At 65.5% G+C, this 20255-nt stretch carries 20 protein-coding genes; 9 read left to right on the top strand and 11 right to left on the bottom strand.

The annotated features are described in order from the left end of the window. Position 1 precedes the first annotated feature (1 nt). The 4 genes from ACU0B3_RS12665 to hisC are packed head-to-tail and all read right to left on the bottom strand — an operon-like array spanning position 2 to position 3715. Complete coding sequence (locus tag ACU0B3_RS12665; RefSeq protein ID WP_446261222.1) at positions 2–718, bottom strand: 4'-phosphopantetheinyl transferase family protein; 717 nt, start codon at positions 716–718, stop codon at positions 2–4. Continuing rightward, complete coding sequence (locus tag ACU0B3_RS12660) at positions 715–1692, bottom strand: extensin family protein (protein ID WP_446261221.1); 978 nt, start codon at positions 1690–1692, stop codon at positions 715–717. Before ACU0B3_RS12660 ends, ACU0B3_RS12665 begins: the two co-directional genes overlap by 4 nt. Next, positions 1689–2621 carry a prephenate/arogenate dehydrogenase family protein gene (locus tag ACU0B3_RS12655; protein WP_446261220.1) on the bottom strand — a complete coding sequence of 311 codons (933 nt, stop codon included), beginning with the start codon at positions 2619–2621 and terminating at the stop codon, positions 1689–1691. Before ACU0B3_RS12655 ends, ACU0B3_RS12660 begins: the two co-directional genes overlap by 4 nt. Further along, positions 2618–3715 (bottom strand): histidinol-phosphate transaminase, encoded by a 1098-nt coding sequence (hisC, locus tag ACU0B3_RS12650; protein ID WP_446261219.1) that lies wholly within the window; start codon positions 3713–3715, stop codon positions 2618–2620. The genes ACU0B3_RS12655 and hisC overlap by 4 nt, the downstream gene beginning before the upstream one ends. Before the next feature lie 232 nt (positions 3716–3947). Between hisC and ACU0B3_RS12645 the strand changes: the two genes are divergently transcribed. Continuing rightward, positions 3948–4781 carry a 2OG-Fe(II) oxygenase gene (locus ACU0B3_RS12645; RefSeq protein WP_446261218.1) on the top strand — a complete coding sequence of 278 codons (834 nt, stop codon included), beginning with the start codon at positions 3948–3950 and terminating at the stop codon, positions 4779–4781. Positions 4782–5309: 528 nt separating this feature from the next. Here the strand turns inward: ACU0B3_RS12645 and rpsD are convergent. Further along, the gene (gene rpsD / locus ACU0B3_RS12640; RefSeq protein WP_446261217.1) at positions 5310–5930 is read right to left on the bottom strand and encodes a 30S ribosomal protein S4; all 621 of its coding nucleotides are present in this window, start codon (positions 5928–5930) and stop codon (positions 5310–5312) included. 291 nt (positions 5931–6221) lie between these two features. Between rpsD and ACU0B3_RS12635 the strand changes: the two genes are divergently transcribed. The 4 genes from ACU0B3_RS12635 to gcvA all read left to right on the top strand — a co-directional run bounded on the left by ACU0B3_RS12635 (position 6222) and on the right by gcvA (position 10542). Continuing rightward, positions 6222–7046: an EAL domain-containing protein gene (locus ACU0B3_RS12635; protein WP_446261216.1), complete on the top strand. Its 825-nt coding sequence runs from the start codon at positions 6222–6224 to the stop codon at positions 7044–7046. Positions 7047–7268: 222 nt separating this feature from the next. Beyond that, positions 7269–8444, top strand: a complete 1176-nt coding sequence (locus ACU0B3_RS12630) for an acetyl-CoA C-acetyltransferase (protein ID WP_446261215.1) — start codon at positions 7269–7271, stop codon at positions 8442–8444. A 115-nt stretch (positions 8445–8559) separates the two neighbouring features. Beyond that, positions 8560–9282: an acetoacetyl-CoA reductase gene (gene phbB, locus ACU0B3_RS12625; RefSeq protein WP_446261214.1), complete on the top strand. Its 723-nt coding sequence runs from the start codon at positions 8560–8562 to the stop codon at positions 9280–9282. Between the two features lie 315 nt (positions 9283–9597). Beyond that, the gene (gene gcvA / locus ACU0B3_RS12620; RefSeq protein WP_446261213.1) at positions 9598–10542 is read left to right on the top strand and encodes a transcriptional regulator GcvA; all 945 of its coding nucleotides are present in this window, start codon (positions 9598–9600) and stop codon (positions 10540–10542) included. A 328-nt stretch (positions 10543–10870) separates the two neighbouring features. Here gcvA and ACU0B3_RS12615 read toward each other — a convergent pair whose 3' ends face one another. The 3 genes from ACU0B3_RS12615 to ACU0B3_RS12605 all read right to left on the bottom strand — a co-directional run bounded on the left by ACU0B3_RS12615 (position 10871) and on the right by ACU0B3_RS12605 (position 12143). Further along, positions 10871–11038: a YdcH family protein gene (locus ACU0B3_RS12615; protein ID WP_446261212.1), complete on the bottom strand. Its 168-nt coding sequence runs from the start codon at positions 11036–11038 to the stop codon at positions 10871–10873. Positions 11039–11144: 106 nt separating this feature from the next. Further along, the gene (locus tag ACU0B3_RS12610; protein WP_446261211.1) at positions 11145–11912 is read right to left on the bottom strand and encodes a tRNA1(Val) (adenine(37)-N6)-methyltransferase; all 768 of its coding nucleotides are present in this window, start codon (positions 11910–11912) and stop codon (positions 11145–11147) included. Positions 11913–11927: 15 nt separating this feature from the next. Further along, on the bottom strand, positions 11928–12143 hold the full coding sequence (locus tag ACU0B3_RS12605; RefSeq protein ID WP_446261210.1) for a putative signal transducing protein: 216 nt from the start codon (positions 12141–12143) through the stop codon (positions 11928–11930). 63 nt (positions 12144–12206) lie between these two features. Between ACU0B3_RS12605 and ACU0B3_RS12600 the strand changes: the two genes are divergently transcribed. Then, positions 12207–13193, top strand: coding sequence for a polyprenyl synthetase family protein (locus ACU0B3_RS12600; RefSeq protein WP_446261209.1), 987 nt, complete (start codon positions 12207–12209; stop codon positions 13191–13193). Here the strand turns inward: ACU0B3_RS12600 and ACU0B3_RS12595 are convergent. Both ACU0B3_RS12595 and ACU0B3_RS12590 read right to left on the bottom strand, forming a co-directional pair. Continuing rightward, on the bottom strand, positions 13186–14028 hold the full coding sequence (locus ACU0B3_RS12595; RefSeq protein WP_446261208.1) for a 4-(cytidine 5'-diphospho)-2-C-methyl-D-erythritol kinase: 843 nt from the start codon (positions 14026–14028) through the stop codon (positions 13186–13188). The genes ACU0B3_RS12600 and ACU0B3_RS12595 overlap by 8 nt on opposite strands. Beyond that, positions 14015–15721 (bottom strand): tetratricopeptide repeat protein, encoded by a 1707-nt coding sequence (locus tag ACU0B3_RS12590; RefSeq protein WP_446261207.1) that lies wholly within the window; start codon positions 15719–15721, stop codon positions 14015–14017. Before ACU0B3_RS12590 ends, ACU0B3_RS12595 begins: the two co-directional genes overlap by 14 nt. 272 nt (positions 15722–15993) lie before the next feature. On the opposite strand from ACU0B3_RS12590, the gene ACU0B3_RS12585 reads away from it, so the two are divergent. Continuing rightward, positions 15994–16779: a LytTR family DNA-binding domain-containing protein gene (locus tag ACU0B3_RS12585; RefSeq protein ID WP_446261206.1), complete on the top strand. Its 786-nt coding sequence runs from the start codon at positions 15994–15996 to the stop codon at positions 16777–16779. Between the two features lie 3 nt (positions 16780–16782). Here ACU0B3_RS12585 and ACU0B3_RS12580 read toward each other — a convergent pair whose 3' ends face one another. Further along, a complete protein-coding gene (locus ACU0B3_RS12580; protein WP_446261205.1) occupies positions 16783–18432 on the bottom strand; it encodes an electron transfer flavoprotein-ubiquinone oxidoreductase in 1650 nt (549 codons plus the stop codon). 209 nt (positions 18433–18641) lie between these two features. Here ACU0B3_RS12580 and greA point away from each other — a divergent pair, with 209 nt between their 5' ends. Then, positions 18642–19112, top strand: coding sequence for a transcription elongation factor GreA (greA, locus tag ACU0B3_RS12575; protein WP_446261204.1), 471 nt, complete (start codon positions 18642–18644; stop codon positions 19110–19112). Between the two features lie 82 nt (positions 19113–19194). Further along, positions 19195–20223, top strand: a complete 1029-nt coding sequence (locus ACU0B3_RS12570; protein ID WP_446261203.1) for a hypothetical protein — start codon at positions 19195–19197, stop codon at positions 20221–20223. Positions 20224–20255: the final 32 nt, after the last annotated feature.

The following is a 20255-nucleotide window of genomic DNA, read 5'->3' as shown; positions in this document are numbered from 1 at the left end:
GTCACACCACGCGGCTGTCGATCATCCAGGTCTCGACCGCACCGGCGTCGAGGCTCCAGGTCAGATCGAACCGCGTGCCGGCGTCCAGCTCGTCCGTCAGACTGCGCGTCAGCTCGAGCGTCAGGCCATCCCCCTCCACCTCGACCACGCGCGCCGCATCAAAGCCAAAGACGCGCTGCACTTCGGGGTGGAGCGCCTTGAAAAGCGTCTCCTTGGCGCAGAACCCCAGCGTGTCGGCCACCGCCGCCTCAGTGGAGACCGGCGCAAGCACCTGGCGGTCCGCGATGCTCAGCGCCTCGCTCCGCAGGGCAGAGAGGCTCTCGCCCTGCGCGATGTCCTGGATGTCGAGCCCGACGCGCCAGAGGCCCGGCACCACCAGCGCGCCCACCTCGGAATGGGTGTGGCTGATCGCGCCCGATGCGCCCAGTGGCCACTCGGGTGCACGCGACGCGGCGCGTGGCAGCCTCGCAGGCAGTCCCAGCACGGCGAGCGCCGCCGACGCCAGCACCCGGCCCGCCGCGAACTCCGCCTGCCGGCCAAGGTCCCACCCGGAAAATCCCTCCGGCGCCTCGGGCCAGGGTTTGGGCGGCACGAGCCGGCTGTAGGACGCTCGCAGCGCAAGCCCGCCCAGACGCTCCTCGACGCGCACGTGAGACAGCGAAATCCCGATCTGCCGGGAGAGATCCAGTACCGCTTCGTGCGCGGTATGGGTGATCATCGGCAGTAAGAGCCGCTGCGATAGCGCGCCGTGTCGAAGTGGAAGTGATCGCGGTGGAACCGGTCCGCTTCGGGGCCCAGCACCGTGCCGAAGGGTCCGCACGCCGCGCGGTGCATCTCGCGCAGCATCCGGCCCTCCCGGCCCTTACCCCAATCCTTGAGCACGCTGATCTCTGTCCCGTCGCGGGTGTAGAGCGCCGCGATGTCGATGGCGCGGCCCTTGCCGTGCTCGCTGATCTTGCCGCCCGGCAGGTTGTTGCGCGTCCGGCAGGCATAGTGCGCCGCCACGCGAATACGCTGGAGCCCGCCACCGTACGAGCCGATGGCCGGACGTGCGCCCGTGTTGATCCAGTTCTTGATCGCCTTGGCCGTCGGGCAGTCCATGACCGACAGCGTCGACAGGCGCACGCCATCGACCGCCTTGAGCTTGATCGCGCTCTGGATGCCGCAGCCGCGCAAACGGCCAGGCACCGTGCCGACGACTTCGCCCTGCAGCGACAGGTCCCCGCAGACCGAGCCGCGTTTCAGCGCCTGTTGCTCCTTCTGCCGCTTGGACATGATCCGCTGCACCATGCCTTCGGGACGGAGCGCGGGACGCAGCGACACCGTTTCCCCCATCACCAGCACCGCCGGTTCGGGGTTTGGCAGATTGGCAGCCAGATCATCCGACGTCGGCGCAACCGAGACGGGCGCCACCGCCGAGACTTGCGCCCAGCGCGGGCGCGACGTGGGGCGCACGGCATCTATCGGGGAGATGACCTCCACCGCCGGCACGACGCGTGACGCAACCGGGCCTGCAAGTGCAGCGGCCGGTCGGGCCAGAGGCCGTAAGGTGGGCAGTGCCGTACGCAGCAGAGCTTCCATGGCGGGACTTGCATCGCCCTCGGGACGCGGCATCGGGCGCGGAGACGTTTCCGGAGCGGCACTGCCCACCCCGGCCAGACATGTCACCACAAGCGCCCAGATCAGCCTCATACCTCACCCTTGCCTCCGCCTGAGCCCCGTCCAAAGTTTGGCTCACTTGTATCCTGCCCGGCCTCGATGATGCCACGGCGGATCGCGCGCGTGCGGGTGAAATAGGCGTGAAGGTGCTCACCGTCACCCGTCCGAATGGCACGTTGCAGCGCAAAGAGCTCCTCGGTGAAGCGCCCAAGCACCTCGAGCGTCGCCTCCTTGTTGGTCAGGAACACGTCGCGCCACATGGTCGGATCGGATGCTGCAATCCGCGTAAAGTCGCGAAAGCCTGCCGCCGAGTAGTTGATCACCTCGCTGTCCGTCACCCGGCGCAAATCGTCCGCGACGCCTACCATCGTGTAGGCGATGAGGTGTGGCGCGTGGCTGGTGACGGCCAGCACAAGGTCATGGTGGTCCGGCTCCATCCGATCCACGTTCGAGCCAAGTCCGCGCCAGAACGCCTCGAGCCGCGCGATCTCCGCCTCCGGCACGCCGGGCGCCGGTGTCACCAGACACCAGCGGTTGTCGAAGAGTTCGGCAAAGCCCGAGGTCGGCCCCGAATGCTCGGTCCCCGCGACAGGATGCGCTGGGATGAAGTGCACACCTTCCGGCACGTAAGGCCCGACGCTGTCGATCACGTCCCGCTTGACCGAGCCGACGTCCGAGATCACCGCCCCGGGTTTGAGGTGCGGCGCCATCTCCTTGGCGACCGCCTCCATCGCGCCGACGGGCACGCACAGCACCACAAGATCGGCGTCCTTCACGGTCTCCGCGATCGTGTCGCACACTTCGTCACAGAGCCCGATCTGGCGTGCGGTGGCGCGCGTCTCTGCCGACCGAGCGTAGCCCGCAACCTCGCCCGCGAGCGTGCCCCGCCGGATGCCCCAGAACATCGACGAGGCGATCAGCCCCAGCCCGATCAGCGCCACTCGCCCGTAAAGCGCGCTCACGACACGTACGCCTTGGTATGGCCCGCCTTGAACGCGCCCACGGCTTCGGCCACGCGGCGGCAGGCGTCTTCGTCCCCGACCGTGATCCGCAATGCCGCCGGCAGGCCGTAGCCGCCCACCTGCCGCACGATCAGGCCTTGCGTCTGCAAAAAGGCGTCACAGGCTTGCGCCTCTTCTGGCGAGGCAAACCGCGCGAGGATGAAATTCGCGCAGGACGTGTCCGACGGCACGCCGTGCTCTGCCAGCGCCTCGGCCAACCAGCTCCGCAGCCGCGCATTCTCGCGCTGGCAGGCGACCGCGTAGTCCCGGTCGCGGATCGCCGCCTCAGCCGACGCCAGAGCAGGCGCAGACAGGTTGAAAGGTCCCCGGATGCGGTTCAGCACGTCGATCACCTCCGCCGTGCCGTACCCCCATCCGACCCTCAGACCACCCAGACCATACAGCTTCGAAAAGGTGCGCGTCATAAAGACGTTGCTGCGCTCCGTCACCAGCCCTGCGCCGCCGTCGTAGCCGTCCACGTATTCGGCGTAGGCCCCGTCGATCACCAAGAGCGCCTGCGGAGGTATGCCGTCCGCCAGCCGCGCCAGCGCGCTTTGCGAGATCATCGTGCCGGTCGGGTTGGCCGGGTTGGCGAGGAACACCAGCCGCGTGCGCTCCGTGCAGGCCGCCAGCAGCGCATCGACGTCCACGACCCGCTCCCGCTCCGGCGCCACCACCGGCGTCGCCCCTGCGGCCAAGGCGCTGATCTTGTACATCAAAAACCCATGCTCGGGGTAGAGCACCTCATCCCCCGGCCCGGCATAAGCCTGACAGAGGAAAGTGATGATCTCGTCTGAGCCCACCCCGCAAATGAGCCGGGCAGGATCGAGGCCATGCACCTCTCCGATCGCCGCACGCAGGCCTGCGTGGTCGGTCGAGGGATATCGGTGCATGTCGCGCGCCGCCTGCGCCAGCGCGTCGACCGCGCTTTGTGGCGGGCCCAGCGGGTTCTCGTTCGAGCTGAGCTTGACGGTGTTGCCGCCCTTCTCGCCCCCCTTGCCGCCGACATACGGCGCGATGTCGAGGATGCCCGGTTGTGGTGTGATCTGGCCCATCTAGATGCCCTCTCGTCGTCGTGCCGGGGGTGTAACTTGCCGCCGCGTGCAAGACCAGCGCGCAAAAGCGCCCTGTTCCGGCCGGTAGAGGCTGCAAGCGTTGTGACCAAAGCACGCAGGCGTTGCGCTTGCCACGCGCGCCGCCTTGCATGCGACCTACCGTGTGGTCACACTTTCGCCGCAGTGGTGTGGTCCGCTCCCGCCCAAAATGTTGTGATTCACGAGGCCCAAGATGAGTGTTCTTCCGCTTGACGCGCAAAACCTGACGCTGGACCGCAAGGCTGCCGAGGCGGCGGGTGCCGCGTTGGCCGAAGAGTACCAGTCCGGAAAGCCGTTCCACTACATCGGCGTCGACAACTTCCTGCCGCTGGAGATCACCGAAAAGGTGCGCGAGGAGGCGCTGATGCTCCGCCAGAAGGAGGCCGAGCACTCGAGCCTGCAGGAGCACCTGAAATCTTCGTACAACCCCGATACGCTGCCCGATTATTCCCGCAGCGTCTTTCACGCCTTCAACAGCCTCGCGTTCATCCGCTTTCTCGAGGAGATGACCGGGATCACCGGGCTGATCCCCGACCCCTACTACTTTGGCGCCGGCATCCACCGGACCGAGACAGGCGGCTATCTCGGCATCCACGCCGACTTCAACTACCACCAACGGATGAACCTCGAGCGGCGCCTCAACGTGTTGATCTACCTCAACCCTGACTGGAAGGACGAATACGGCGGCGCCTTCGAAGTCTGGAACAGCGGGATGAAGAACAAGGTCGCAGGCTTCACGCCGGTGATGAACCGGATGTGCTGCTTTTCGACGACGTCCGACAGCTGGCACGGCAACCCCGAGCCGGTGAACCACCCCGAGGATGAGCCGCGCCTGTCGATCGCGCTTTATTACTACACCGCGACCTGGGACGAGGGGCGCATCGCGCACTCCACCCTCTTCAAACCACGCCCCGGCACGACCGACGTCGCCGCGCGCACGCCCTACATCCGCAAGGGGCTGGAACAGGCCCTGCCGCCGATCGTCTATCGCGGCGTGTCCAAGGTGCTCTACCGGATGGGCATGTAGTCTTTGGTGGGCGGTGGGCGTTGCCCACCCTACCGTGGGTGGCGATGGATCGTCTTGTAGGCTCGGAGAGGGCCACTGCTGGTCTGGAAAACAGCGCCCAGTTCAAAGCGCCCGCCTGACGGGCACCGTCAGGCCGCGCCGTCCCGCCCCCTTCAAACCGAAGGTTTGCCTTCGGCAAAACGGGCGGCGCGATTGCGCCACCCCGCGGGGCGGCGCGTGCACAACTGTTTGTCAGGCATCATTTACATGGCCATTTGATTGGGACGGCAGGAGCCAATCCAACCCGGCCAGAGTCAAGACTTCGGCTTGAGCTGGCTTTCCCTCTCCAACTCAAAGATTAGACCAGTTCGGCACGCGTCCTCACGCAACGCCCGCCTCGTAAGGTGGGCACTGCCGAACACCATCGACATCCGGGGCAGAGGCATGTGCCCACCTGAGCAACACCCACACCCAAAACCGCCGGAGCCTGCAAAAGCAAAAAGCCCGCCAAGTGGCGGGCCTTCCAGAGTCGCGCGGCAGGAAACCGGATCAGTTCTGCGCGTAGTATTCGATGACGAGGTTCGGCTCCATCATGACCGGGTACGGCACGTCGCCCAGACCCGGGGTGCGCACGAACGTCGCGGTCATCTTGGAGTGGTCCACGTCCAGGTAATCCGGCACATCGCGCTCGGGCAGGCCAGCGGCCTCGAGCACCAGAGCCATCTGCTTGGACTTGTCGCGTACCTCGATCACGTCGCCCTCTTTCACGCGATAGGAGGGGATGTTCACGATCTGGCCGTTCACCGTCACGTGCTTGTGGTTCACGAACTGGCGCGCGGCGAAGACGGTCGGCACGAACTTGGCGCGGTAGACAACCGCGTCGAGACGGCGCTCCAGCAGGCCGATCAGGTTCTCGCCGGTGTCACCCTTGACCCGGGCTGCGTCCGCGTAGATGCGCTTGAACTGCTTCTCGGTCAGGTCACCGTAGTAGCCCTTGAGCTTTTGCTTGGCGCGCAGCTGCAGGCCAAAGTCGGACATCTTGCCCTTGCGGCGCTGTCCGTGCTGGCCGGGGCCGTACTCGCGGCGGTTGACCGGGGATTTGGGACGACCCCAGATGTTCTCGCCCATGCGGCGGTCGATCTTGTACTTGGCAGAGGTGCGTTTGGTCACCGTCTGGTCTCCTTCTCAAATATGAAGGGCGTTGTCCTTTGGCACATGGATCACCCCAAGCGCCCGACAGGCATCCCCTTGCGGGGGCCACCAACACCAATGTCGCGCCGTATACAGGCGCTGCTCGCTGAGTCAACACACCCCGCGCGGCACATCGCTACCTGCGCCAAAGGTTCCACACGATCTGCAAAACACTCTGTTGACGGAAGTTACCCGAAAATGACCGCGCCGGTTTACCAATTATTAGACTAGACACGGTTATTTGCCTGCAAATTCGCATGGAGAGCACAAATGGTGCAGGCACGATTCATCGAAATGTCCGACGTCAATCCGCTGGCCTTTGCCGTGGCCAAACGCGACGGCGACACACTCACACTAGTCAAGGACGCGATCCGCAACAAGCGCGTACACCTGGCCTTTCAGCCGGTGGTCCAGACGCAGCGCCAGACCCGGGTGGCCTTTTACGAGGCGCTGATCCGGGTGGAGGATGCGGGCGGGCGCATCATCTCGGCCGGGCAGTTCCTGCCGCAGATCGAGAGCCACGAATCCGGCCGCGTCCTCGACTGCCTCGCGCTGGAAAACGCGCTTGGCATCCTGCGGGAGAATGACGGCCTGCGCCTCTCGGTCAACATGTCCGCGCGCTCGATCGGGTACCGCGGCTGGACCGACATCCTCGACAGGTCATTGGCGCAGGACCCCGAGCTCGGCAGCCGCCTCATTCTCGAGATTTCCGAGGATTCGGCGATGACCGTGCCCGAGCTGGTCGTCGAGTTCATGCGCGAATACCAGGCGCGCGACGTGGCCTTTGCGCTCGACGATTTTGGCAAAGGGTTCACCTCGTTCAAGTACTTCCGCGACTTCCAGTTCGACATCCTCAAATTCGACGGCGACCTGATCCAGGGGATCTCGCAGAACCCCGACAACGAGGTGCTGACCCGCGCGCTGCAGAGCTTTGGCGAGCATTTCGACATGTTCACCGTCGCCTCCAAGGTCGAGGACCGCGCGGACGTCAAGGTGCTCGAGGACATCGGCCTCGACTGCCTTCAAGGCTACTACTTTGGCGCCGCGACCATCCGTCCGCCCTGGCAGGTGAGCGAGGAGATGGCCGAGGGCTGACCCGGCGTCAGCGATCGGCTCTTGGCAATTGGTCGTTTAGCGCGGCCAAACCCTTCTGGAAATGCCCGGTATGCGTGCGCTGCAACGCTGCTTCTCTGCCCTTACGGCAGGGCTGGCTTGTGGCGGGCGGCGTGATCCGGTAGGCGGTGCGCGAACCCGGGCCGCCCTGCGTCCCTCTCGGGATGTGGGTGCGGTCCAGTCGCACCACCCGAGGAGACCTCCATGACCAATGTCGTCATCGCCTCTGCCGCACGCACCGCCGTCGGCAGCTTCAATGGCTCGCTTGCCACCACCCCCGCCCACGACCTGGGCGCGACCGTCCTCGAGGCCGTCGTGGAGCGCGCCGGCATCGACAAGTCCGAAGTCTCCGAGACGATCCTTGGCCAGGTGCTGACCGCGGCGCAGGGCCAGAACCCTGCCCGGCAAGCGCACATCAATGCCGGCCTTCCCAAGGAAAGCGCCGCCTGGGGCATCAACCAGGTCTGCGGCTCGGGCCTGCGTGCCGTCGCGCTGGCCGCGCAGCACATCCAGCTGGGCGACGCCTCGATCGTGGCTGCCGGCGGACAGGAAAGCATGTCGCTCTCGACCCACGCCGCGCACCTGCGCTCGGGCACCAAGATGGGCGACCTGAAATACATCGACACGATGATCCGCGACGGACTCTGGGACGCCTTCAACGGCTACCACATGGGCCAGACCGCCGAAAACGTCGCCGACCAGTGGCAGATCACGCGCGAGGCGCAGGACGAATTCGCCGTCGCCTCGCAAAACAAGGCCGAAGCGGCGCAGAACGCCGGCAAGTTCCAGGACGAGATCGTCCCCTTCACCGTCAAAACGCGCAAGGGCGACATCGTCGTCGACAAGGATGAATACATCCGCCACGGCGCCACCATCGAGGCCATGCAAAAGCTCCGCCCCGCCTTTACCAAGGACGGTTCGGTCACGGCGGCCAACGCCTCGGGCATCAACGACGGCGCCGCAGCGGCCCTGGTGATGAGCGCAGAGGAAGCCGAAAAGCGCGGCATCGAACCGCTGGCGCGCATCGCCTCTTACGCCACGGCCGGGCTCGATCCCTCGATCATGGGCGTCGGCCCGATCCACGCCTCCCGCAAGGCACTCGAAAAGGCCGGCTGGTCCGTGGGCGATCTCGACCTCGTGGAAGCCAACGAAGCCTTCGCCGCACAAGCCTGCGCCGTGAACAAGGACATGGGCTGGGACCCGTCCATCGTGAACGTGAACGGCGGCGCCATCGCCATCGGCCACCCGATCGGCGCCTCGGGCGCGCGCATCCTCAACACGCTGCTCTTCGAGATGAAACGCTCGGGCGCCAAGAAGGGCCTCGCGACGCTCTGCATCGGCGGCGGCATGGGCGTGGCCATGTGCCTCGAACGCCCGTGAGGCATCCGTAGGGTGGGCAGCTTTGCCCACCCTACATCCGCGCCGAAATAAAGTTGCAAATCTGGACGCCAGACGGCAATTAAATTCCCAAGCAGAATCACGAGGAGTTCCCCCCATGGCACGAGTTGCACTGGTCACTGGCGGATCGCGCGGCATCGGCGAAGCGATCTCGAAAGAGCTGAAATCCAAAGGCTACGAGGTCGCGGCGACCTATGCCGGCAACGACGAAAAGGCCGCGGCCTTTACCGAGGCGACCGGCATCAAGACCTACAAATGGAACGTCGCGGACTACGAGGCGTCCAAGGCCGGCCTCGCGCAGGTCGAGGCGGACCTCGGCCCGATCGACGTCGTCGTTGCCAACGCCGGCATTACCCGCGATGCACCATTTCACAAGATGACGCCCGAGCAGTGGCACGAAGTCATCGACACGAACCTCACCGGCGTCTTCAACACCGTGCACCCGATCTGGCCCGGCATGCGCGAGCGCAAGTTCGGTCGCATCATCGTGATCTCGTCGATCAATGGTCAGAAAGGCCAGTTTGCACAGGTGAACTACGCCGCAACCAAGGCCGGTGACCTCGGCATCGTGAAATCGCTCGCGCAGGAAGGCGCGCGTGCGAACATCACCGCCAACGCGATCTGCCCCGGCTACATCGCGACCGAGATGGTCATGGCCGTTCCGGAAAAAGTCCGCGAAGCGATCATCGGCCAAATCCCCGCAGGACGTCTGGGCGAGCCTGAAGAGATTGCGCGTTGCGTGTCCTTCCTCGCCTCGGACGACGCGGGCTTCATCAACGGCTCGACGATCTCGGCCAACGGTGCGCAGTTCTTCGTCTAAGCGCGCCAGCCAGAACAAGAAAAGGCCGGTCCAGGTGGACCGGCCTTTTGCATTCCGTAAGGCCCCTCGCGCGCGGGGCCAGCGGAAATTCAGCGCGCCCAGCCAAAGAGGCGGGCGATAAAGGCGCCGCGCGCCTCGTGGGCTGCGCGGTAGGCGTCACGGGTGCGGGCGTCAGGCGTTGTCTCGATCATGGGAGCGTTCTTTCGTATGCGGTGTGGGACTGGTGTGTTTCTTGTCTGACCCAGAGATAGACGCCTGCCACGCAACCGACAAACGAGACTTTTCACGGCTTCACTTAAGCTGTACTTAAGTGAGATGTCCGACCGCCTCCCTCCGCTGACCGCTTTGCGCGCGTTCGATGCCGCCGCGCGTCACATGTCCTTTGCCAAGGCTGCGGCCGAGCTCAACGTGACGCCGGCGGCGCTGTCGTTCCAGATCAAGTCGCTCGAAGAGCATCTTGGCGCCCCGGTCTTTCGACGCCTCAACCGCGCGGTCGAGCTGACCGACGCGGGCGAAACGCTTGCGCGCGGGACCACCCCGGCCTTTGCCGATCTGTTGCAAGCGTGGCGGGCCACGCAGCGTGTGACCGACAACAGCGTGCTTTACGTGACCTCTGGCCCGGCCTTTGTCGCCAAGTGGCTGGCGCCGCGCATGTACGGATTTGCCCAGGCGCACCCGGAGACCGAGCTGCGCTTTGCCGCCGGGCTCAAGCTGATGGACCTTGCGCGGGACGGAATCGACGTGGCGATCCGGTTCGGGCGCGGGGATGACGCCGGGCTTTTCTCGCGCTCACTTGGAGTGGAGTGGCTGACGCCAATGATGATCCCCGAGCTGGCACAGCGCTACGAGACGCCCGAGGCGCTCAGGGACGCACCGCTGATCATCGACGACAGCATCACCTTCCTGAGGCCGCGCGCGGACTGGGCGGCCTGGTTTCGCGCTGCTGGCGTGAATGCGCCGGAGGTCAGCGGTGTTCACTTCAGCCAAGCCGACCACGCGATCGACGCCGCCGTCTCGGGCGCCGGCGTGGTGCTGGCGCGCGGCACGCTTGCTGCCTTTGACCTGCGCGCAGGACGGCTCGTCGCGCCGTTCCGCACGGCCATCACGACCGAAGCGCATTTCCGTTTTCTGTGCCTGCCCGGCCACGAAGAGCGCCGCGCCATCGAGGCGTTTCACGCCTGGGTGATGGAGGAGAACAAGATCGTGCACGCCCTGCAGGGCAATCACGATCTGGTGCCGATCACGGCGCTTGGTGGTTAGTTCGGCCAGTCTCTAGCTAGATACACATCGGACTAAATCAAAGCGCCCGCCTGACCGGCACGATCAGGCCGCGTCATGCCAAAGGCATGCCTCCGGCATGACCCGCCCGCGTCAAACCGGAGGTTTGCCTTCGGCAAAGTGGGCGGCGCGATTGCGCCACCCCTCGGGTCGGCGCGTGAACTTCTGTTGCAAATGCCACAGATTTAACGTCGCTTGCGAAAGCACGCGCCCCTAGGACTAAGCAAAACGCACATCCCACAAAAAACGGCGCAACACCCGATCGGGTCCTGCGCCGGCACACTCTTGAAGAGACCTGTGGCGATCCGCGTCAGCCTGCGCTGAGGCGGGTGATCTCTTCTTTCAGGCGGAGTTTCTGCTTTTTGAGCTCAGCAATCTCAAAATCGCTCGACCCGGGGGCGCGTTGCGCAACCTCGACGGCGTCGGAGAGGGCAGTATGTTTTTTCTTCAGTTCTTCCAGATGGGAACTCAAGCTCATGCGATACCTCCAATTTTGATGATGTACTCAACATAAAACCACAGGGTGTGCGTTCTGTCACGCCGCACGCGCAGCATCCCGCGCAGCGTTATCGCTAAAATGCCAATTATCGGGCAATGCCGGGAATTTGGTCATTCCAGCCAAGTGCGGTGCCGTCGCGCAAAAGCGCCTCGACCTGCGCGGTATAGGCACCTCCATCGGCGTGACTGTCGCCGGCGTGCAGGACCAGCGGCGCGAGCAGCACCGGGTCCGCCCGGCCACCGTGGCGCGCGCGGATCAGCACCAGCTTGGCCGGACGATGCAGTCGCGGCGCCACGGGTCGAACCGTGATACGCCCCCAGCCCGCGCCCAGCGCGACGAAGGCATCCTGCAGGCGCTCGGCGCGCAGCACCATCCAGAGCCAGCCCCCGGGTTTCAGCCGTTTGTGCGCGGCCTTGCACCACGTCTCGAGCGGCAGATCCTCGGCAAAGGCCGCGGCCTTCCCCGCGTCACGCGCCTGGGTCACATCCTCCGGCCGGTAATACGGCGGGTTCATCACCACGTGATCGAACCGCTGCGCCTTGAGCTCTTCCGGCAGCGCCGCCAGACACCCGGGCCAGACCTGCATCTCTGCCCCGGCCTCTTCGGCATTGCGGCGCGCGAGGGTGGCATAGCTCTCCTGCCGCTCGACGCCCGCCAGCGCCAGCCCCGGCACGCGCGTATGAAGGCACAGGGCAATCGCCCCAACACCGCATCCAAGGTCCAGCACCGTCTGCCCCGCCCGCGCCTCGACCGAGGCGGCGAGCAGCACCGGGTCCACACCGGCGCGATACCCCTTCATCGGTTGCCAAAGATGCAGCCGCCCGCCCAGGAACGCGTCGCACGTCACGCTCATCGACAGGCCCCGCGCCTAGCCGTCCAGCGGCACGCCGCCGTCCTGCATCAGCCGGCGCGCGCGCGGCAGATCATCTTGCAACACCATGAGACGGCGCGGCAAAATGCCAATGGAGCCTTCGAGCACGCTCATATTTACGTCCAACTCGAAGCACTCTATGTCTGCATCGGCCAAAAGAGCGCGCGCCAGCGCAATGGCAGTGATGTCATTGGTGCGGAGCAGCTCTTCCATGCGCCAGTCTTACGAGGTGATCGCGGGGCGGTCGACCCCACCGGGAAAGGAAAGAAACGCCAGATGAGCGCAAAACCGCATGAAGCCCTGGCCAAGATGCTCGCAGACGACATGGCGGCGGTGAACGATGTGATCCGCACCCGCATGGCGTCCGAGCACGCGCCGCGCATCCCCGAGGTCACCGCGCATCTGGTCGAGGCCGGCGGCAAACGCATCCGCCCCTTGATGACGCTCGCGGCGGCGCGGCTCTGCGGGTACGAGGGCGCGCATCACGTCTCGCTCGCCGCGACGGTGGAGTTCATCCACACCGCGACGCTCCTGCACGATGATGTGGTCGACGAGAGCGACCAGCGGCGCGGGCGCCCGACGGCAAATTTGCTTTGGGACAACCAATCGTCGGTGCTGGTGGGCGACTACCTCTTTGCCCGCGCGTTCCAGCTGATGGTGTCGACCGGCAACCTGCGCGTGCTCGACATCCTGTCGAACGCTGCCGCAACCATTGCCGAAGGCGAAGTGCTGCAACTGACGGTTGCACGCAACATCTCGACCAGCGAGGAGACCTACCTCAAGGTCGTGCGCGGCAAGACGGCGGCGCTCTTCTCCGCCGCGACCGAAGTCGGCGGCGTCATCGCGGGCGCGGAGGAGGACGTGGTGCGCGGCCTTTTCGACTACGGCGACGCGTTGGGGATTGCGTTCCAGATGGCCGATGACCTGCTCGACTGGCAGGGCGATGCGGGCGCAATCGGCAAGAATGTCGGCGACGATTTCCGCGAGGGCAAGCTGACGCTGCCGATCATCAAGGCGATTGCCAAGGGCGGCGCCGCGGACCGCGATTTCTGGGCGCGCACCATCGGCAAGGGCAAGGTCGAGGACGGTGATCTGGAACATGCGCACGCGCTGTTGACACGGCACGGGGCGCTGGCGGAGACGCGGCAGGCGGCGCTCGACTGGTCGGCCAAGGCGCGCATGGCGCTCGAGGTGGCGCCGGAACACGCGCTCACGTCCGAGCTTCAGGACCTCGCCGATTACGTGGTCGCGCGCCTCAACTGACGCGCTTGGCCAGGGGCGCGGAAGCGACCCACCAACCGGGATGTTGCGCCTGAATATCCGCGGCCAGCTGCGTCGCCGCGCGTTCAGTCATGCACAGGCCAAAGCACGTCGCCCCCGACCCCGACATCGCGGAAAAAGGCGCAGGCGCAAGCGCTTGCAGGACATCGTCGATCACCGGCGCGACGGTCTTCGCGGGCGCGGTCAGGTCATTGCGCTGGCGTTTGAGCCAGGCGATGAACGTCCCGGCTGTTGGAAAACGCGGAATGCTCTCTGGCATCGGAGGATGCTCTTTTACCTGCAACGCGCGGAAGACGTTCGGCGTCGCGACAGGCACACGCGGATTGACGAGTACCGCCCAAAGTGCCGGCAGCGGGTCCAGCGGCGTGACGTGCTCCCCGACCCCGCGCATCCGCACAGGGCCCGGACCGGCCAGGCACACCGGAACGTCTGCGCCCAGCGCCTCCGCCCCGGCCGCAGACCCGCCGCAAAGGGCAATCACCGCGGCCGCATCTGCCGACCCACCGCCCACGCCGGCGGCAGCTGGCAGGCGTTTGTCGAGGGTCACGTGGACAGGAACCTTCGAGGCGTGGCGCGCCGCGCGCAAGACGAGATTCTCCTCCCCGCCCGGAACATCCTCCGCGTTGGGACCGGTCACGGTCAGCCCCCAATCCGAGAAGGGGCGCACGGTGACCTTGTCACCGATCTCGGCAAAGACGACCAGGGAGTCCAGCAGGTGGTACCCGTCCGCCCGCTGGCCGATTACGTGCAACGTCAGGTTGATCTTTGCACGGGCGAGTGCGGAAACCTCCGCGACCAACGTGTCAGCCGCTGTCATCGGCCAGTTGCAGCGGCGCGGCGCCTTCCTCCTCGAGCACGACGTCGAGACCGACCTCGAGCTTGCGGCGGATGCGGTCCGGCTGCACCTCTTCGAGGTTCGTGTCATCGGTGATAAAGCTCAGCGCACGGCGCCACTGGAATTGCGCCTCGAGCTCGCGCCCAACCGCCCAGTAGACATCGCCCAAATGGTCGTTCACGACCGGGTCGACGGCCTCGAGCTCCACCGCGCGCTCCATATGGTGCACGGCCTCTTCAAACCGCCCGAGGCGATAGAGCACCCACCCGAGGGAATCGACGATGTAGCCGGAGTTCGGGCGTTTCTCGACGGCGGTCTCGATCATGCCGAGCGCCTCGTCGAGCTTGATCCGCTTTTCGACCAGCGAATACCCGAGGTAGTTCAGCACCTGCGGCTGGTCGGGATTGATCTCGAGCGCGCGGCGGAAGTCAGCCTCCGCCTGCGGCCAGCCATCGGTGCGCTCATGCACGATCCCGCGGGTGTAATAGACGAACCAGTTCGGCTCGTCGTTCTCGGCATTGATCGCAATCGCACGGTCGTACGGCGCGATGGCTGCCTCGAACTCCTTTTCGCGGCGCAGGATGTCGCCGAGCGTCGCGTGCACGTTGCTCAGATGTCCGTGTGTTTCGGCAAGCTGTTTGAGCGTTTCGACCGCCGCATCCGCGCGTTCCGCATCATAAAGCGCCTCCGCGCGGCCAAGCTCCGCGATGTGGAACGCAAAGCTGCTGCGCGGCACCCGGTCATAGGCGGCAATGGCGAGATCGAACCGCTCGAGCTGCTCGAGCAGGTTGGCGATCATCAGCGTGCTTTCCACCAGCTCGGGACGGATATGCTCGGCGATGTTGGCGTAGAGCAGCGTGTACTGGTCCTCCGCCTCGTCCTGCAGCACCATCGCGATGGAAAAGAAGACCTCGGCCACACCGTCCCGCGGCGTGCGGATCGTGGTAAAGGGCAGCGTCTCACCCGCCTCGAGCTGCACCCGCATCGCGGCAAGGCCCGGATCGAGCGGCATCCCGAAGGCAACGTCGAGCAGCGTCAGCGCGTCCTCGTTCCGGCCAAGCTGGCTGAGCACCTCGGCCCGCGCCATGATCCCGCGCCGCGTGCGCATCGAGACATTGGCATCGTTGGCTTCGAACACCTCGTGCGCGGCCGCGTTGTTGCCGAGCGAGGCCAGCAAAAGCGCCTTGTGGTAGTTCGCGAACCCTTCCAGCCCCGCCTGCTCGGCCAGCCGGTCGAGCACCATGATCGCGCTTTCCGCATCCCCCTCGCCAAGGTGCGACCAGGCCAGGATCAGATCGGCGGTGAGCGGGCCAAGCCCGGCGTTGCCGTCGACCCGCGTGCCAAGCGCGCCGTACGCGCCGGTTGCCGCAAGGTCCGCGGTGATCGCCAGATCCGCCACTTGGCTCTTGAGCCCGGCAGCCTCGAGCGCGCGTGCAATCTCTGCAGCCTCAGTCACCTGGCCAAGGGACAGATCGGCGAGCGCCGCCTGTTCGAGCATCCGCGCGTTGGTGGCGTCCCGCGCCAGCGCCGCGTCGAAATAATTGGCGGCGGCCTGAAAATCGGCGCGCGCCATCGCCTGCTGCGCGGCGAGATACGAGCCCGACAGCGAGTCCGCGTAGGCCCCGCCAGCGCTCAGAGCCAAAACGGCGGTCGTAATCCATGCTTTGTACGTCATTTGATCACACTCCCTCAGCGCATCCCACTGCGCCAGATCACGTTAGGCAGAGCCTTCCGGCATGACAACCAACCACCAAAAAAGGGACGGCGAAAACACGCCGCCCCGGGTCTAGGTGCTGAAAAGACAAGCTGAACAAATTTCGCTGGCGCTAGGTGTGCTGGCGCCTGCCACTCACGGTGCTCATGGTTGCGGATGCGCCGCGTATCCCCCAGCCGGCTTGCGCGAAATTGCTTGGGAAACGGGGATTTATTCGGCAGACTGATTTCACGATGCGCGAAATCGAGTACCCTTTTCAGACCGAGCCCAAGCTTTTTGGCTTTATGACTGCGCTTGTCGTGCTAGTCACGCTTGGTCCCTTCGCGACCTATGACGACCTGTCGCTTTTTGGTCGCATCATCTACTGGAGCGTCATGCTCACGCTGGTGGGCTTCCTGATCGAGTTCGCCAATCACGCCGCCCTCAATGCGCGCAGCCTGCGGCGCGTGCCGCCTGTGGTGCGGGCGGGTCTGGCGACGGTTCTCGCGGCCTTCCCCGCGACGTCCTTCGTGATCTTCGTGGACCGGAGCATGCGTGCCTCGCAGCTTGGCATCGAGGATTACCCCAACCTCTTTGTGCAGGTGGCGCTGTTGTCGCTGGCGATGACAATGGCGGACCTCTTTATCTGGCGGCGGCTCTTTGGCGGCTTGCCGCGTGAGGCCGCAGGGCCGTCGGCCGCGCCCGCACCACAGGCCACGCCGCTGGCCAAGCCCAAGCTTTACACACATCTGCCGCCTGAGATGCAGCAGGCGCGCATCGTGTCGCTGTCGATGCAGGACCACTATGTCGAAGTCACGACCACCGCGGGCAGCCATCTAGTGCTGATGCGGCTCGGCGATGCCGTCGCCCTGCTGGAGGGTATTCCGGGCACGCAGACGCACCGGTCGCACTGGGCGGCGGCGGACTTCATGCGCGACCTCGCCCGTGCGGGACAGAAAACGCGCCTCACCCTGACGGATGGGCGCGTTCTGCCGGTCAGCACGCGGTATGTGGAGCAGGTGCAGGCCCTGCTCCCTTAGCCTTTACATGTTCGGGTAGTTCGGCCCGTCGCCGCCTTGCGGCGTGGTCCAGACGATGTTCTGGGCCGGGTCCTTGATGTCGCAGGTCTTGCAGTGGACGCAGTTCTGGAAGTTGATCACGAACCGCGCGTCCTTGTCCGCCTCCTGCACGTACTCGTAGACGCCCGCCGGGCAGTAGCGCTGCGAGGGACCGGCGTAGGTCGGCAGGTTCTTGGCCACCGGCACCGAGGCGTCCTTGAGCTTGAGGTGCGCGGGCTGGCTTTCCTCGTGGTTCGTGAACGAAAACGCCACGTTGGTCAGTCGGTCAAAGCTGAGCTTGCCGTCCGGCTTGGGGTAGTCGATGGGCGCGTGATCCGCCGCAGGCTCGGTCGCCTCGGCGTCGGACTTGCCGTGCTTCATCGTGCCGAGCAGCGAAAAGCCGAGCGTGTTGGTCCACATGTCAAAGCCCCCCAGCGTGAGCGAGGCGACGAGGCCGCGCTTGGACCAGAGCGGCTTGACGTTGCGGACCTTCTTGAGGTCCTGACCGATCGCGCCAGTCCGCACTTCCGTCTCGTAAGACGACAGCTCGTCCGAGGCGCGCCCGTCCTGGATCGCGGCATAGGCGGCCTCGGCGGCAGCCTTCCCCGACAGCATCGCGTTGTGGTTGCCCTTGATCCGCGGGACGTTGACCATCCCGACCGAACAGCCGAGCAGCGCCACGCCGGGCGCGACCATCTTCGGCATGGACTGGTAGCCCCCTTCGGTGATCGCCCGCGCGCCATAGGCGACGCGCTTGCCGCCCTTCAGGAGCTCGGCCACCATCGGGTGATGCTTGAACCGCTGGAACTCCATGTAGGGGAACAGGTGCGGATTCTTGTAGTTCAGGTGCACCACAAACCCGACATAGACCTGATTGTTTTCAAGGTGGTAGATGAAGGACCCGCCACCGGCATTGCCGCCCAGAGGCCAGCCCATCGTGTGCGTGACCGAGCCCTCGCGGTGCTTTTCGGGGTCGATCTCCCAGATCTCCTTCATGCCGAGGCCGTATTTCTGCGGCTCGCTGTCGGCATCGAGGTTGTATTTGGCGATCACTTCCTTGGACAGCGATCCACGCACGCCTTCGGAAAGGAACACGTATTTGCCGTGCAGTTCCATCCCCGGCTCGGTGTTCTCGCCGATGGAGCCGTCTTCCTCGAGGCCGAAGACGCCCGCGACGACGCCTTTGACCTCGCCGCTGTCCCCGTAGACCAGCTCGGAGCAGGCCATGCCGGGGAAGATCTCGACGCCCAGCTCTTCGGCCTGCTCGGCCATCCAGCGGCAGACATTGCCCATCGAGACGATGTAGTTGCCATGGTTGTTCATCAGCGGCGGCATGGGGAAGTTGGGGATGCGCACCTGGCCCGCCTCGCCCAGCATGTAGAACTTGTCCTCGGTCACCGGCACGTTGAGCGGCGCGCCCTTGGCCTTCCAGTCGGGGATCAGCGCGTCGAGACCAACGGGGTCGAGCACCGCGCCCGACAGGATGTGCGCGCCCACTTCAGAGCCCTTTTCGAGCACGACAACCTCGAGGTCGGCATCAAGCTGCTTGAGCCGGATCGCCGCCGACAGGCCCGCCGGGCCCGCGCCCACGATCACCACATCGTATTCCATCGTCTCGCGTGTCACGTCGGCCATGCCATCTCTCCAAAACCTGCGCGCAATAATGTTCCACGCGGAGGTATAGACGCCCGCTTGCGCCGTCAATTGCGACACTGCGTTACGGCTGCGGAGCTTTGCGCATGGCGGCGGCGGACCGGCGAGAGCCCTTGAATGGTGCTGCACTTGCAGGCATGTTGCGGCGATCAGACGTGACCGCACGCAGCGCTTCCCGCAAGAGAGATCCTATGGACAAGATACCGATGACCCGCGCGGGGGCGACCGCGCTCGAAGCTGAATTGAAGACGCTCAAGTCCGAAGAGCGCCCGGCGATCATCCAGGCGATTGCCGAGGCACGCGAGCTGGGCGATCTGAAAGAGAACGCCGAGTACCATTCCGCGCGCGAAAAGCAGGGCTTTATCGAGGGCCGGATCAAGGAGCTGGAGGGCGTGCTTGGTCTCGCGGAGGTGATCGATCCCAAGACCCTGTCTGGCGCAATCAAGTTCGGCGCGACCGTCACCGTCGTCGACGAGGAGACCGACGAGGAGAAGACTTGGCAGATCGTCGGCGAGCACGAGGCGAACATCGACGCGGGCCTCTTGAACGTGCGCTCCCCCATCGCGCGCGCGCTCATCGGGAAGGAAGAGGGCGACAGCGTCGAGGTCCGCACGCCGGGCGGTCAGAAGGATTATGAAGTGCTCAAGATCGTCTACGTCTGACGTGCCGGACTGCGCGCCCGCTTGGATCCCCGCTTGGATCGACGTGACCTGAACCAAAGACGCAAATGCATGACAGATCACCATGACTGATCCCAAGTCCGACACGCCATCTGCCACGCCCTCGGACGCGACGCCGCCGGGTATCTATCGCAAGCCGCGCCGCACGCCGCCCGGCACGGTGGAGATCGTGTCGGTCATCCTCGCCGTTCTGTGGCTCGTCGGGTCGGGCGCCTATGTGCTGACGGCAGGCACCGACCTCGATCCCAGCGCGGGTGGGCTGCGGTTCGTGCTCGTGGCGCTGATCGTCTTTCTGCCAGTCGCGATGATCGCTGTCGCGGCGCTTGCCGCGCGCGCCAGCCGCGTGATGCGCGAGGAGAGCGAGCGTCTGCACACCGCCATCGACGCCATGCGGCAGTCCTACCTCAGCAACCTGCAGACCAGCCAGGGCGCGCCGAGCTCGGCGCTCACGCGGCGGCTCGATGAGCTGGCCCAGGGCCAGCGGAAGACCGAAGCGATGATCGCGAGCCTGCCGATCTCGAAACCGGACCCGGCGCCCGCGCCTACTGCCGAGGCGCCGCTTGCCCCGCCCGCCGGGCAGGTCGCGCTCGAGCTTGGCACCCAGGTCGAGGAGATGGAGCCGCCCCTGCCGCGCGAGGATTTCGTGCGCGCGCTGCATTTTCCCGAGACGGTCGAGGACGAGCAGGGCTTTGCCGCGCTGCGCCGCGCGCTCAAGCACCGCGACGTTTCGAAACTGGTGCAGGCCGCGCAAGACGTGCTGACGCTTTTGAGCCAGGATGGCATCTACATGGACGATCTGCGCCCCGATATGGCCCATCCCGATGTCTGGCGCAAATTCGCGTCAGGCGAGCGGGGGCGTCCCGTGGCAGCGCTCGGCGGGGTCCGCGATCGCTCATCGCTCGCGCTGACGGCGGGCCGGATGAAGCAGGACCCGATCTTTCGCGACGCCGCGCATCATTTTTTGCGGATGTTTGATCGCAACGTGACGGTGTTTGCGCGCGAGGCGTCGGACAGCGAAATCCAGGCACTTTCGGAGACGCGGACGGCGCGCGCCTTCATGTTGATTGGGCGTGTGGCTGGGACGTTTTCCTGAGTTTTCTGAGCTCCTCGCTTGCGGAACGTGTG

The organism is Pseudaestuariivita sp. (assembly GCF_052825805.1).
Note: the sequence above shows the minus strand (reverse complement) of the source record. Positions and strands in the feature narration are given on the sequence as shown.

Coding starts and splice junctions, on each gene's coding strand:
- ACU0B3_RS12580 (WP_446261205.1), bottom strand. CDS start 18,432: ATGGCCGACGTGACACGCGAGACGATGGAATACGATGTGGTGATCGTG.
- gcvA (WP_446261213.1), top strand. CDS start 9,598: ATGTCCGACCGCCTCCCTCCGCTGACCGCTTTGCGCGCGTTCGATGCC.
- hisC (WP_446261219.1), bottom strand. CDS start 3,715: ATGGGCCAGATCACACCACAACCGGGCATCCTCGACATCGCGCCGTAT.
- ACU0B3_RS12630 (WP_446261215.1), top strand. CDS start 7,269: ATGACCAATGTCGTCATCGCCTCTGCCGCACGCACCGCCGTCGGCAGC.
- ACU0B3_RS12570 (WP_446261203.1), top strand. CDS start 19,195: ATGACTGATCCCAAGTCCGACACGCCATCTGCCACGCCCTCGGACGCG.
- ACU0B3_RS12590 (WP_446261207.1), bottom strand. CDS start 15,721: ATGACGTACAAAGCATGGATTACGACCGCCGTTTTGGCTCTGAGCGCT.
- ACU0B3_RS12610 (WP_446261211.1), bottom strand. CDS start 11,912: ATGAGCGTGACGTGCGACGCGTTCCTGGGCGGGCGGCTGCATCTTTGG.
- ACU0B3_RS12665 (WP_446261222.1), bottom strand. CDS start 718: ATGATCACCCATACCGCGCACGAAGCGGTACTGGATCTCTCCCGGCAG.
- greA (WP_446261204.1), top strand. CDS start 18,642: ATGGACAAGATACCGATGACCCGCGCGGGGGCGACCGCGCTCGAAGCT.
- phbB (WP_446261214.1), top strand. CDS start 8,560: ATGGCACGAGTTGCACTGGTCACTGGCGGATCGCGCGGCATCGGCGAA.
- ACU0B3_RS12595 (WP_446261208.1), bottom strand. CDS start 14,028: ATGACAGCGGCTGACACGTTGGTCGCGGAGGTTTCCGCACTCGCCCGT.
- ACU0B3_RS12615 (WP_446261212.1), bottom strand. CDS start 11,038: ATGAGCTTGAGTTCCCATCTGGAAGAACTGAAGAAAAAACATACTGCC.
- ACU0B3_RS12605 (WP_446261210.1), bottom strand. CDS start 12,143: ATGGAAGAGCTGCTCCGCACCAATGACATCACTGCCATTGCGCTGGCG.
- ACU0B3_RS12660 (WP_446261221.1), bottom strand. CDS start 1,692: ATGAGGCTGATCTGGGCGCTTGTGGTGACATGTCTGGCCGGGGTGGGC.
- ACU0B3_RS12645 (WP_446261218.1), top strand. CDS start 3,948: ATGAGTGTTCTTCCGCTTGACGCGCAAAACCTGACGCTGGACCGCAAG.
- ACU0B3_RS12585 (WP_446261206.1), top strand. CDS start 15,994: ATGCGCGAAATCGAGTACCCTTTTCAGACCGAGCCCAAGCTTTTTGGC.
- ACU0B3_RS12635 (WP_446261216.1), top strand. CDS start 6,222: ATGGTGCAGGCACGATTCATCGAAATGTCCGACGTCAATCCGCTGGCC.
- ACU0B3_RS12600 (WP_446261209.1), top strand. CDS start 12,207: ATGAGCGCAAAACCGCATGAAGCCCTGGCCAAGATGCTCGCAGACGAC.